This window comes from Prescottella sp. GW823-FHT02E09, assembly GCF_058797375.1.
On record NZ_JBXAJP010000003.1, the window covers coordinates 510,472 to 522,540 of the forward strand.

Consider the following 12,069-nt stretch of genomic DNA (forward strand, 5'->3'; position numbering starts at 1 on the left):
CCGACTACCGCGTTTCGCGCACTTATCGGTGTTCCTGGAGCCGCTCCGAGACCGACAAGTGCTCAAATCGCGGGGAGGAAGCGCGGTAGAACGTCCGCCAGTATGCGTAGGCGAAGAGCGCAGGGACGCCGAGGAGCAGCGGCGCCGACAGGATCGGGTACTCGGCGATCTCCACGGCCAGGAACCGGTAGCTCAGCAGCAGCGCGGCGAGCAGCGCGGCGCCGGACGCGACGATCCGCACCCGGAACAGGCCCCAACCGCGTTCCGGGGCCCGCAGGGCGGACTCCAAGGTCAACGTCAGGACGACGCCGGCGATGAGGTCGACGGCGTAGTGGTATCCGAAGCCGAGGGTTGCGGTGAGCGTGCACACCAGCCAGAACGTGCCGCCCCAGCGCAGCCACCGCGGACCCTGCCGGGAGTGCAGGAAGATCGCGAGCGCCCACGCGGTGTGCAGGCTGGGCATGCAGTTGCGCGGGGTGGCGTCGTCGAACGGCATCGCCGACGGCGTCAGGTCGAACGGGACGACGGACGGCCAGAAGTCGCCCACCTGGAAGCCATTGCCGTCGGCGCCGAAAGCGAAGATGGGTCCGACGACCGGGAACAAGATGTAGAAGACGGGCCCGATCAGTCCGATCAGCAGGAACGTGCGGACCAGATGATGCGACGGCCAGCCTTTGCGCAGCTGGTACAGCGCGACGACGATCGCGGCCACGGGCAGTTCGATGTACACCCAGTGCAGGACGGCGTAGCCGGCGGAGCCCGTGGCCTCGACGACGTTGCCCATCACCCACGACGGGTTGCCGAGCGCGTGATCCGCGAGCTGGACGTACTGGTCCAGAACCTCCGGGCCGGCGAGGACGGTGATGTGCAGCCACACGTCGCCGAACTTGGTGGCGACGATCAGCAGCGCACCGAGGCCGACACCCATGAGCGCGCTGCGGCGCTGTTCGCCGTACCATTTCCAGCCCGCCCAGACGCCGATCGCGGTCAGCACGATGACCGCGCCGTTGCCGACGGTGAGCGGACCGCCCGCGAGGTAGCGGATCGCGGCGATCACCACGTCGATCGCCACCGCGCTCGACAGTGCCAGCACCCGCTGCCGGTTGGTGAGCCCCACCATCGCGAGCGCGAGTCCGGCCCACGGCACCGACGCCGACTTGGGGGTACCGACAAAGTCGTCGCGCAGGCTCTCGAGCGGCCCTTGGAAGCCGCGCGACGACGCGAAGACCTGCAGCGCGATCAGGATGGCGATGCCGGCCGCGACGACGCCACCGAACAGGAGATTTCGAGTTCGTCCGTCGAACCGTCTCGGCTCCGTCCGCGCCCCACCGTCCACTAACACGCCGTTCATAGTAAACGGCGAGTGAATTCGCGCTTACGTGTCCAGTTCGTCGACGAGGGAACGGACGACGGCGCGCAGGTCGCCACCGGTCGCGGCGGCTACCTTGCGCTGACGCTGGTACGACGCTCCGCTCCGCGGGATGTCGGCGACGCGCGCGAGTTCGTCGGTGCAGCCGAGCCGCACCGCGGTGGGAGTGAGTTGTTCGAGCAGGTCGTCGAGGTCGTCGGTGACGAGCCGTTCACGATTGTCGGCGCCGAGGATCACTTCGGCGTCGAGGCCGTATCGGGCTGCACGCCACTTGTTCTCCTGCACATGCCACGGCGGCATGGACGGCAGCGTCTCCCCCGCCTCCAGTCGGGTGTCGAGGTCGACGATGAGGCAGTGGATGAGGGCGACGAGGGCACTCAGTTCGGAGCGGGAGGAGACGCCGTCGCACACGCGGACCTCGATGGTGCCCCAGCGCGGCGCGGGCCGGATGTCCCAGTGCAGGCCGCCGAGGTTCTCGATGACGCCGGTGGTGAGCTGGTCGTCGACGTAGCCCTCGAACTGCGTCCAGTCGTCGAACTGGAAGGGCAGGCCGGCGGTGGGCAGTTGCTGGAACATCAGCGCCCGGTTGCTGGCGTAGCCGGTGTCGACTCCGGTCCACATCGGCGATGACGCAGAAAGCGCAAGCAGGTGAGGGTATTTCAGTAGCAGCGCGTTGAGGATCGGGAACACCTTCGCCTTGTCCGAGATCCCGACGTGCACGTGCACACCCCAGATGAGCATCTGGCGACCCCACCACTGGGTGCGTTCGATCAGTTCGTCGTAGTGGGGCGTGCGAGTGAGCAGCTGTGTGGACCACTGCGCGAACGGATGGGTGCCCGCGCACATCAGGTCGACGCCGAGCGGATCGGCGGCCCGGCGCACCAGCGACATCGTCTCGGACAGGTCGTCCATGGCCTCGCCGACGTTGTCGCAGATGCCGGTCACGAACTCGACGGTGTTGCGCAGCAACTCCTTGGTGACCCGAGGGTGGTCGGCCAGCTCGCCGACGGCGTCGAAGACGGCTGCGGCGGTGTTGGACAGATCGCGGGTGGTCCGGTCGACCAGCGCAATTTCCCATTCCACCCCGAGGGTCGGACGCGGCGAACCGGCGAAAGGGACTCCCACATCACCGATCCAACCACAGCGGTCGAGCGCCTGCAGGACGCGAAACGGCGGGGCCGTGATGGCCCCGCCGTTGTCAGTTCTCGCGTCGTTCGAGCGTCAGTGCTCGCCGATGACGCCGCAGGCGACGCGGCCGCCGGCATCGCCGGTGGCGAGGGTGGCCTGGTCCGGCACCGGCGCGTTGTCGGGCAGCGTGTAGCGGGTGGGGATGTTGGCGAAGTTGTCGGCGTCCGCGTGGATCATCAGCGCGGTGCCCTTGCCGCCGTTCTTCAGGTCGTCGAGGGTGAAGGCGTCGGTGGTGGTGACCAGGTAGCCCTTGCCGTCCTCGCGGACCTCGAGGGAGGTGAGGTCGCCGCTGGCCGGGTGTCCGGTGTGACCCTCGACCTGGAAGTGGCCGCCGGCGGACAGGAAGTTGCCGGGCTCGCCGCCGGTGGGGGCGACCGAGTTGGGCTCGCACTTGCCGACCGAGTGGACGTGCAGGCCGTGGAAACCGGGCTCGAGGCCCTGGGCGTTGACGGTGATCTGGACGTAGCCGTCCTCCGCGGAGAACGACGCGGTGCCGGCGTTGGCGCCCTTCGCATCCTTGAGCTGCACCTCGACGGTGCCTGCCTCGGTCGTGGTGGCGTGCTCGGAGCCGCCCTCCTCGTGCCCACCCGCGGGCGCGGGGGAACCGGTCCACACCGGCGGGGTGGTGCCGGGGACGTCGGTGGGCTCCTCGTTGTTGGAGCACGCGGTCAGCCCCAGAGCGGCGATCGCGACCAACGGGGTCACGACGCGCCAGGACTTGCGACGGGTGGAATGCGAGGCCATCGAACCGCTCCTTCGAGATGGATGAAATCTGCCGATGATCATAACCAGCGGATTTTCGCGGGCTAGTTGGAGGTGACGATCACGATCACACCGGGGGACGCGCTGGCGATGCCGGCGAAACGCGGTTCCGCGGTGACGCCCAGTTCCGCCGCGATGGCCTGCGCGGCCTGCTTCTCGGCGGCGGTGTCGCCGTAGTACACGGTGGTCCTCTGGATCAGTCCGTAGCTGTAGTTGCCGGTCTCGGAGACGTTCCAGCCGTTGGACGTGAGCTCGCCGGCAGTCTCGCCGGCGAGACCGGAGACCGTGCTGTTGTTGAACACCCGCACCGGAATGGACTTGTCGACGCGCGCGGACGTGGTGGCCGACGCCGAACTGGTGGCGGACGCCGAACTGCTCGCCGTCGTCGTCGTTGCCTCGGCCGCCGTGGTGGTGGCGGGCGCGGGCGTGGTGGTACGTGCGGCCGCGGGCGCCGCGGCGGGCGCGGACGTGGTGGTGGCCGCGGCGTCGGTTGCGGCCTCGTCGGAGTCCGAGCCACCCAGGGAGGCGGCGCCCAGCCCCGCGAAGAGGATCGCGAGGGCGATCAGCACCATCGCGAGGGCTCGCAGCGGGGGGCCTGACGACTCTGGGTTCGGGGTGGTCACGGTTCCGACCTTAATCGGCGCGTCGGACTGTTCTCGTAACGAGGTGACGACGGCCGGGAGTTGAATGGCGGCTTACGTGGAGATGTCGAAGCCCAGGCGGCGGGCGGCACGGGCCTTCTGCCGGCTGGCCCGCAGCCGACGCAGGCGCTTGACCAGCATCGGGTCGGCCGCGAGAGCCTCGGGACGATCGACGAGCGCGTTGAGCACCTGGTAGTAGCGAGTTGCCGACATGGAGAAGAGTTCCTTGATGGCCTCTTCCTTCGCGCCGGCGTACTTCCACCACTGCCGCTCGAAGGAGAGGATGTCGTGCTCGCGGCGAGTGAGGCCGTCCTCGCCGACCTCATTGCTCGACGCGCCGTCGCTGCGTTCAGACTGGTCCCGGGCTGCTGCGCCGTCCATCTCACTCCTCGACTGCTGATCCCGCCCGGCCTTCGTGAACCTCGCGCCCCCTGGTGGGCCCGATCGGATCAGGCCGAACGTCGCGCTCGGGTGTACGGCCGACCGGCCCCCCGATCACGAATTACACCGATGTTCTTCCTGGTCATTGAACCACGGTCGGGGCGGGGGTGACGGGGTTCCAGGGGGGCGCGCCGCGAATATCACGCCCATTATCCTTGATGACCATGGCTATTCTTCCGATCCGGATCGTCGGCGATCCCGTCCTGCACGAGCCGACCAAGCCCGTGACCGAGTCCCCCGCCGAACTCGCCGATCTGATCCGCGACATGTACGAGACGATGGACGCCGCGAACGGTGTGGGTCTGGCCGCGAACCAGGTGGGTGTCGCCAAGCGGCTGTTCGTCTTCGACTGCCCCGACGTCGACGAGAACGGCAAGTCGGCCCGTCGCCGCGGCTGCGTGGTCAACCCGGTGCTCGAGACGTCGGAGATCCCGGAGACCATGCCGGACGAGGACGACGACGTCGAGGGCTGTCTGTCGGTTCCCGGTGAGCAGTTCCCCACCGGCCGCGCCGACTGGGCCAAGGTCACGGGCACCGACGAGGACGGCAACCCGGTCGAGATCGAGGGCCACGGCTTCTTCGCGCGGATGCTGCAGCACGAGACCGGTCACCTCGACGGCTTCCTGTACGTGGACGTGCTGATCGGCCGCAACAAGCGCGCGGCGAAGAAGACGATCAAGCGTGAGGGCTGGGGTGTGCCGGGCCTGAGCTGGACGCCGGGCACGGTCGACGACCCGTTCGGTCACGACGAGGACTCCGAAGAAGACTGAGTCGAGGACCCGTGATGAGTCGCGAGCCGGGTCCGCCGACGCTCGGTGGCCGGGTGGTGGTGCGGTACCGCCTGCCACCCGGGGGCACCCATCCGCTCACCGACGTGATCGGGACGCTCGAGCAGCTCGAGCCGACGCTGGTGGTCCGCACCGCCGACGATCGGGTGGTGGAGGTCGAGCGCGCCGACGTGGTGCGGCTCAAGGCGCTGGGCCCCAAGCCGGTGCGCCGGACCGGGCCCGGGTCCGACGACTGTCGGGGCGGCTGACTACCCTCTCGAGTGTGCGACTCGCGACGTGGAATGTGAACTCGGTCCGTGCCCGAACCGACCGGATCGTGGACTGGTTGGCCCGCACCGACACCGATGTGTTGGCGATGCAGGAAACCAAGTGCAAGGACGAGCAGTTCCCGTACGAGCGGTTCACCGAGGCCGGCTACGAGGTGGCACACGTGGGCCTGAGCCAGTGGAACGGCGTGGCGATCGCGTCGCGCATCGGACTCGAGGACGTGCAGGTCGGGTTCGCGGACCAGCCCGGGTTCAACAAGGATCCGGAGGCGGAGGCCGCGCAGGAGGCCCGCGCGATCGGCGCGACGGTGGGCGGGGTGCGGGTGTGGAGCCTGTACGTGCCCAACGGCCGCGAGCTGACGGATCCGCACTACGTCTACAAGCTCGAGTGGCTGGCGAAGCTGCGCGCGGACGCGGAGGGCTGGCTGGCGGGCAACCCGGACGCGCAGATCGCGCTGGTCGGCGACTGGAACGTGGCCCCCACCGACGAGGACGTGTGGGATCCGGCGTTCTTCGAGGGCAAGACGCACACGTCGCAGCCGGAGCGGGACGCGTTCGACGGGTTCGCCGACGCCGGTTTCACCGATGTGGTGCGCCCGCACGCGCCGGGCCCCGGCGTCTACACCTACTGGGACTACACGCAGCTGCGGTTCCCCAAGCGGCAGGGCATGCGCATCGACTACGTGCTGGGCTCCCCCGCGTTCGCGGCGCGGGTCACCGGCGCGCACATCGACAGGGACGAGCGCAAGGGCAAGGGCGCGAGCGATCACGCGCCGGTCGTGGTCGATCTGACCTGATCAGGGTCGCCGCTCGTCGAGCAGGTCCAGGTACTCGGTGTGGGTGCCGAGGAACCGGGTGACGTAGGTGCAGACCGGACGGATCCGGGTGCCCTCGCTGCGGGCGCGGTCGAGCACGGCCCGCACCAGTACCGCAGCCCAGCCGCGGCCGCTTCGATCCTCGCGGACGACGGTGTGCAGCAGGGTGAGCACGTCCCCGGACGGACCGGCACTGTCGCGGCGGTAGCCGAGGATGCCGACGAGGTCGTCGCGCACCCAGAGTTCGTAGCGCTCGTGGGGTGGGCTGTCGACGATGCGGACGGCGTCGGCGACAGCGCCCGCTGTTCGTGGGGATTCGCTGTTCACGTTCCCCATGAAACCGGCCGAACCGCCGGCACCGGGTCCGTTTCGGGACGGGTGGGGCGGTTCGATGCCGATCCTTGACCGCGGCGTGGCCGCGCGTCGATCAGTTCAGCGAGATCGAGTCGGACGCCTCTTGCGGCGCCATCAGATCCAGGTACTCCGGGTTGGCCTCCACGAACCGCTGCACATACGTGCACACCGGGCGCACACGCCAGCCGTAGTCCCGGGCCCGATCCAGGGAGCGCCGCACCATGACGGCAGCGAGACCGCGGTGACCGAAGTCCTCGACGACGACGGTGTGCATGAAGGAGACGACGGGAGCAGGTTTCCGCGCGCCGCGACGCCGGGCGGGCGACGTGTCGTAGTAGCCGACGATTCCCACCAGGTCTCCGTTGAGCCGCAACTCGAAGCGGTTCTGGTCGACGTTGTCGGTCACGTCGGCGCTGGGCGAATCGGCGAACACGACACCTCCTCGGGGCGCTTTCGATGCAACAATGTGATCCACGCCACTATTAGTACAGGCGTTCGCCGCGACCTGTCAGGCATTTGACCGAATCCATTCGACTCGAATTCCGCACCCTTCGATGGTGAGCACCAACCGTGCACCGATACCACCCCACCGGTTTCACAACCTCCTACCCGCGTTGCCGATACAGAAACGCCGATACAGAAACCACACCGAACCTCCCGGCGAGCCGGTGCGCCGAATAGTCCCCTGACAGAGCCGCTTCCATCGAGCACTGACGCATGCAACGCAAGAAGACCTCGACCGTCCCGGCACCATCGATACGAGCACCGGGACGGTCGAGGTCAGATCAGCGTCACGGCGTGACGTCGACTCCCGGCGAGAAGGTCAGCTTGCCCGTCAGGGTGGCCGTACCGGGGCCTGCCGGCGGGCACACGCCACCACCGGTGGAGTTGAAGTTGACCGTTCCGGAGTTCGAGGCGGTCACCGACGGCTTCGCATACGGCAGCGGCCCGATCGTGCTGGCCCCCACTGTGATCGAGCAACCGCTCGACGGCACGGTAACCACCGCTCCACCGGCAGGGATGATCAGCGAACCCTGAGGGGATGCTCCGTCGTGATCGACATTCAGCTTCCAGGTCCCGCTGGCCACGACGTTCGCAGCCTGACCGTTCAGCTGACAGCTCGACAGACTGACGGTGTTGATATCGATCGCGATGCCGCCAGTAGACGGATTGCTGTTGCCGGGTGCGGCCGGCGTTGATCCGCTGCCGGACACATTGGTGCAGCGCATGGTGTACCCCGGGGTGATGATCCGGAGATCGCTACTCGTCGCGGTGACCGGCGTGTTGGCCGGAGCGATAGTCGTCGACGCGTACGACAGCCCTGCTGCCGTCAAAGTCGCGGCCGCCGCAACGGCCAGAACTGCGCTACCACGATTGAGAACCTTCGTTGCCATCTACTTCTCCTTGTGTGAGGTGGAGCCCCGTTCGGGTGAACGGTTCGAGGTGGAACGGCATTGACGATCGACTCGACAGCGGAGCTACAGCAGCTCCCATCCTGCGGCGTTGTAGACCGAGCTGGTGGTGGACAGGTAGTTCCCTGCGCCGCCCGACGGCAGACCCGCACGTTGATTGACAGCCCAGTTCAGCGAGCCGAAGAGTCCGCATCCGGTAGCGCCGGGCACCGCGAAGTTGGTGGCTTTGTGGGTCGCCTGGGGCCAGACCCCGCCCGGAACGCCTGGGACCGTGTCCGAAATCCATTGCGCAGCACCGGCATTTTCAAGGGCGAGAGAGAGACGGATCGGGTTGGACGCAGAACCGATGTAGCAGTTGCTCCCCAGCAGCGGGTTGGTCAGTTTCAACCGAACCGGAAGCTCGACGCCGAGGGTGTAGGGCTGCACCGACGGCAAGGCGACAGCCTCGACCGTCGCCTGGATGGCGGTCGGCCCGAAGTCCTCGGACGAGCCCGTTCCGAGTGCGCCACCCGGAACACTGATCGACTTCGAGTACACACCGAACTTGCCATCGTTCGCGGCCGGGACGAAGACCTGATTGGTCGGCTGCGCCGGATCGGGCTGGCTGACGCCACCGGCAATCATCAAGCTTCCGTCCGCAATCCGGACGTTCAAGCTACCGACTCGCATCGTGCCGTCCCGAACCACAACAGTCATACAGGTACCCAGGTCCGTGGCAGGGTCGTATACCTTGTCGAGTTGACAGGTATCCCAGTTCTCGAATTCGTACTTGGCGCCCGATACCGGGGCGGCTGCGTTCGCCACACCACCACCGACCAGAGCAAAAGCGGCTGCCGCACCCAGGATCATGGAGCGGGTCAATAGTTTCAGCACTTGGAACCCCCATACGGAATAGTCACCCAGCCAGGCTGATTCGAGCGAATTCGATATTCCTGCCCGAGCACACTTCTGAAGAAGAGCATCGGCTCGAGGCGCACTGCAGCTCGTTGCGATGCATGACGTTGGGGTGAGTCGGGCGTGCGCTGTTGGCGTTGGGCCGGAACGAGCGGAGTTGTGCTCATCCCGACCTCCCCCGAGGTTCCCCATCCTGAGCCAGGCCTTGTGCCGGCCTGACTGCGAACGTGTAACAGATCGTCACATGCACGAGGCAGTCATGTGATGATTTTGCAGCTTTTCCTTCCGATCGCCTCGAGGCTTCACCCGACTTGAACAATCGTCCGACATATGTTGGTGCCCTGATCAATTCGATATTCTCCATCGGCTCCTCGACTGTCGACTTCCGGCCCCTGAACCCACGGACCATCCGATAGTCATTGGTACACAACATCTTCGGAGCCGATCTGCAAACCGTCCGCGAGGACTCCGCGCCTCCACCGGCTGACGCTCCGCCTGAACCACGCCATCGTGATGTACGTGCACCGTTCCGCCGCTGCGCACCTGGCACTTCCAGTCGGACCAACCGACTCGATCCACTCGACACGATCCATTCGGCACGATCACCTCGACGGTGACATGCCCGTCCCGCCGGAAGTCCGCAAACGATCTCCCCAAGATCGAGAGCTCAAAGTTTGTACTGCAGTACATCTTCCGATCTCGATGCCGGATTCGCGATTCTCCCCAAAACCGGAGCATGACTCGACGGTGTGTGTGACGATCTGTTACACGCTCGAAGTCGGATCGAAATCAGGTCCGACTCTGGACGGGGGAAATCGGGGGAGATCAGGATGGGCTCATCGCCGCTCATCCGGTCCGTTACACGCCTGACTCACCCCGACGCCAGGCGTCGGATCAGGCCTGTGCGAGGCCGGCGCCGCTCTGTCAGTAGTGCACTCGGACAGTCGAACCAGGGTTCGATCGAACCTCCTGGCCGAGTCGAAATCCATATGGGGGTATTACGTGCGAAAGAACACCACCCGCTCCGCCGTGCTGGCCGCCGTTGCCGCGCTGGCCCTGGTCGGCGGCGGCGTCGCCAACGCGGCCGGCTCCGCCGAAGGCAGCTCCGGCAGCCGCGGAAGCCTGTCCGGCTCCGAAGGCAGCAGCGGCTCCTCGACCGGTTCGTCGGCCGCACCCGGCACGCCGTACGAGTTCCAGAACTGGGACACCTGCCAGGTCGATCAGGTCTACAACCCGGCCACCGACCTGGGTACCTGTATGACGGTGATCATCCGGGACGGCAACATGCGCATCGGCAATCTCGATGTCGCGGTCCCCGACGGCAGCCTGATGATCGCCGGTGGCGTGACAGGGGAGCAGGTCTTCGTTCCCGCCGCCGACGACGGCACGTTCGGGGTGTACGCCAACCCGATCACCGTCCCCGGCGGTGCATTCGGCGCCGCCTCGGCGGAGGACTTCGGTCCCACCGCCATCCAGGCGACCGTCGAGGCCGTCGCCCTACCCGACGTCGATCCTTACAACCTTGCCGTGCAGCTTCCGGTGCGGCTCAAGCTCTCCAATCCGCTCCTGGGCGACAACTGCTACATCGGCTCCGCCGCCACCCCGATCAACCTGTCCCTCGCACTCGTGGGCAGCGCCGGACCGGCCGAATGGATCTCGGACAACGGCCCCGACGTGCCCGGCGCTGTCTGGCCCCAGGCACCCCACACCGCCACCGACTTCGCCGTTCCCGGCGCCACCGGCTGCGGACCGCTCGGCTCACTGAACTGGGCCGTCAACCTGCGGGCGGGCCTGCCCTCCGCGGGCACCGGTAACTCTCTGTCCACCACCAGCGCCGTCTACAACATCGGTGCATGGGAGCTGGCCGAGCTCTGATCCACCCGCATCTTCTGATCCACCGCTGACCTCGTCCCGGTGCCGGTATCTCTTCGGCACCGGGACGAGTCACGTCGTGGACGTCCCAGCACTCGACCTTCACCGCGCCCCTCACACCACCGTCCGTCGCACCCGGTCGCATGGGTAGGCTCGAGGCCGTGAACTACCTGCCCCTGACGCCGACCGGCCAGACCCCGATCCGCGCCCTCACCATCGCCGGCACCGACTCCGGCGGCGGCGCCGGCATCCAGGCCGATTCGCGCACCATGGCGATGTGCGGGGTGCACGCGTGCGTCGCGGTTGCCGCGGTGACGGTGCAGAACTCGGTGGGCGTCAGCGGATTTCACGAGATCCCGCCCGAGACGGTGGCCGCGCAGGTGCGCTGCGTGGTCGAGGATATCGGCGTCTCCGCCGCCAAGACCGGCATGCTGGCGTCCACCGCGATCATCGAGGCCGTGGCGCAGGTGTGCACCGAGGTGGGCATCGGCCGCGACGGCTCCATCCCGCTGGTGGTGGACCCGGTGTGCGCGTCCATGCACGGCGATCCGCTGCTGCACGCCGAGGCACTCGACGCCGTCCGCAGCACCCTCATCCCCATCGCGTCGCTGGTGACGCCGAATCTCGACGAGGTGCGCCTCATCACCGGCATCGAGGTGGTCGACGACGCCACCGCCCGCCGCGCCGCCGAGGCCCTGCACGCACTCGGCGCGCAGTGGTCGATGGTCAAGGGCGGGCACCTGCGCTCGTCGACGTCGAGCACGGACCTGCTGTTCGACGGCGACACGTTCCACGAGTTCACCAGCCCGCGGATCGACACCGGCAACGATCACGGCGGCGGCGACACCCTGGCGGCTGCGGTCGCGTGCGCGCTCGCCAACGGCTACGCGATGCCCGACGCGGTCGCGTTCGGCAAGGAGTGGGTCACCAAGTGCCTCGAGGCGTCGTACGACCTGGGCGCGGGACACGGTCCCGTCTCGCCGCTGTGGCGACTGGATCCGAAGAACGCCTGATCAGCGCGAATAGTCGCGCAGGGTCATGACGAAGCCGACCGCCACCACCGGCACGGCGAGGATGTAGACGGTGACCCGGAACCACGTGGGCCCGTAGTAGCTCACCGCGATCGCGGCCGCCAGCGCCGCGATGATCATCAGCACCCCGTAGAAGGGTGTGCGCTGCGGATGCCCGGACTCGGTCACGTTCCCCAGTGTGCGCGCCGGGCGTCGGGGGCGGCAACGGTTCCCCGAAGTCGTCCGAATGGTCCGCT

General features: G+C 67.5%; 15 protein-coding genes. 5 read left to right on the forward strand and 10 right to left on the reverse strand.

Annotated elements, in window-relative coordinates; translation table 11 throughout:
• Window positions 1-22: 22 nt before the first annotated feature.
• From AC1RIF_RS10115 to napA, 5 genes are all read right to left on the reverse strand, one after another.
• Window positions 23-1,351 (reverse strand): phosphatase PAP2 family protein, encoded by a 1,329-nt coding sequence (locus tag AC1RIF_RS10115; RefSeq protein WP_492601212.1) that lies wholly within the window; start codon window positions 1,349-1,351, stop codon window positions 23-25.
• 24 nt (window positions 1,352-1,375) lie between these two features.
• Window positions 1,376-2,494 (reverse strand): glutamate--cysteine ligase, encoded by a 1,119-nt coding sequence (locus AC1RIF_RS10120; RefSeq protein ID WP_492601213.1) that lies wholly within the window; start codon window positions 2,492-2,494, stop codon window positions 1,376-1,378.
• Between the two features lie 96 nt (window positions 2,495-2,590).
• Window positions 2,591-3,301, reverse strand: coding sequence for a superoxide dismutase[Cu-Zn] (gene sodC / locus AC1RIF_RS10125; RefSeq protein ID WP_492601214.1), 711 nt, complete (start codon window positions 3,299-3,301; stop codon window positions 2,591-2,593).
• A gap of 62 nt (window positions 3,302-3,363) precedes the next feature.
• Window positions 3,364-3,942 carry a LytR C-terminal domain-containing protein gene (locus AC1RIF_RS10130; RefSeq protein ID WP_492601215.1) on the reverse strand — a complete coding sequence of 193 codons (579 nt, stop codon included), beginning with the start codon at window positions 3,940-3,942 and terminating at the stop codon, window positions 3,364-3,366.
• Window positions 3,943-4,014: 72 nt separating this feature from the next.
• The gene (gene napA, locus AC1RIF_RS10135; protein ID WP_492601216.1) at window positions 4,015-4,341 is read right to left on the reverse strand and encodes a nucleoid-associated protein NapA; all 327 of its coding nucleotides are present in this window, start codon (window positions 4,339-4,341) and stop codon (window positions 4,015-4,017) included.
• A 224-nt stretch (window positions 4,342-4,565) separates the two neighbouring features.
• On the opposite strand from napA, the gene AC1RIF_RS10140 reads away from it, so the two are divergent.
• Genes AC1RIF_RS10140 through AC1RIF_RS10150 form a run of 3 tightly spaced genes read left to right on the forward strand, consistent with a single transcriptional unit; the run spans window position 4,566 to window position 6,252 of the window.
• A complete protein-coding gene (locus tag AC1RIF_RS10140) occupies window positions 4,566-5,171 on the forward strand; it encodes a peptide deformylase (protein ID WP_492601217.1) in 606 nt (201 codons plus the stop codon).
• A 14-nt stretch (window positions 5,172-5,185) separates the two neighbouring features.
• The gene (locus AC1RIF_RS10145) at window positions 5,186-5,437 is read left to right on the forward strand and encodes a putative acetyltransferase (RefSeq protein WP_492601218.1); all 252 of its coding nucleotides are present in this window, start codon (window positions 5,186-5,188) and stop codon (window positions 5,435-5,437) included.
• Between the two features lie 14 nt (window positions 5,438-5,451).
• Window positions 5,452-6,252, forward strand: a complete 801-nt coding sequence (locus tag AC1RIF_RS10150; RefSeq protein ID WP_492601219.1) for an exodeoxyribonuclease III — start codon at window positions 5,452-5,454, stop codon at window positions 6,250-6,252.
• Here the strand turns inward: AC1RIF_RS10150 and AC1RIF_RS10155 are convergent, their stop codons facing one another.
• The 4 genes from AC1RIF_RS10155 to AC1RIF_RS10170 form a co-directional block, all read right to left on the reverse strand.
• Entirely contained in the window at window positions 6,253-6,606 is a 354-nt protein-coding gene (locus AC1RIF_RS10155) for a GNAT family N-acetyltransferase (RefSeq protein WP_492601220.1), read from the reverse strand.
• A 91-nt stretch (window positions 6,607-6,697) separates the two neighbouring features.
• Window positions 6,698-7,057, reverse strand: a complete 360-nt coding sequence (locus tag AC1RIF_RS10160) for a GNAT family N-acetyltransferase (protein WP_492601221.1) — start codon at window positions 7,055-7,057, stop codon at window positions 6,698-6,700.
• Window positions 7,058-7,415: 358 nt separating this feature from the next.
• Window positions 7,416-8,018, reverse strand: coding sequence for a hypothetical protein (locus AC1RIF_RS10165; RefSeq protein WP_492601222.1), 603 nt, complete (start codon window positions 8,016-8,018; stop codon window positions 7,416-7,418).
• An 84-nt stretch (window positions 8,019-8,102) separates the two neighbouring features.
• Complete coding sequence (locus AC1RIF_RS10170; protein WP_492601223.1) at window positions 8,103-8,909, reverse strand: hypothetical protein; 807 nt, start codon at window positions 8,907-8,909, stop codon at window positions 8,103-8,105.
• Window positions 8,910-9,932: 1,023 nt separating this feature from the next.
• Here AC1RIF_RS10170 and AC1RIF_RS10175 point away from each other — a divergent pair.
• Together AC1RIF_RS10175 and thiD are read left to right on the forward strand one after the other, a co-directional pair.
• A complete protein-coding gene (locus tag AC1RIF_RS10175) occupies window positions 9,933-10,805 on the forward strand; it encodes a hypothetical protein (protein ID WP_492601224.1) in 873 nt (290 codons plus the stop codon).
• Between the two features lie 158 nt (window positions 10,806-10,963).
• Complete coding sequence (gene thiD / locus AC1RIF_RS10180) at window positions 10,964-11,815, forward strand: bifunctional hydroxymethylpyrimidine kinase/phosphomethylpyrimidine kinase (RefSeq protein WP_492601225.1); 852 nt, start codon at window positions 10,964-10,966, stop codon at window positions 11,813-11,815.
• Here thiD and AC1RIF_RS10185 read toward each other — a convergent pair whose 3' ends face one another.
• Entirely contained in the window at window positions 11,816-12,001 is a 186-nt protein-coding gene (locus tag AC1RIF_RS10185; RefSeq protein WP_492601226.1) for a hypothetical protein, read from the reverse strand. It lies immediately after the preceding gene.
• Window positions 12,002-12,069 lie beyond the last annotated feature (68 nt).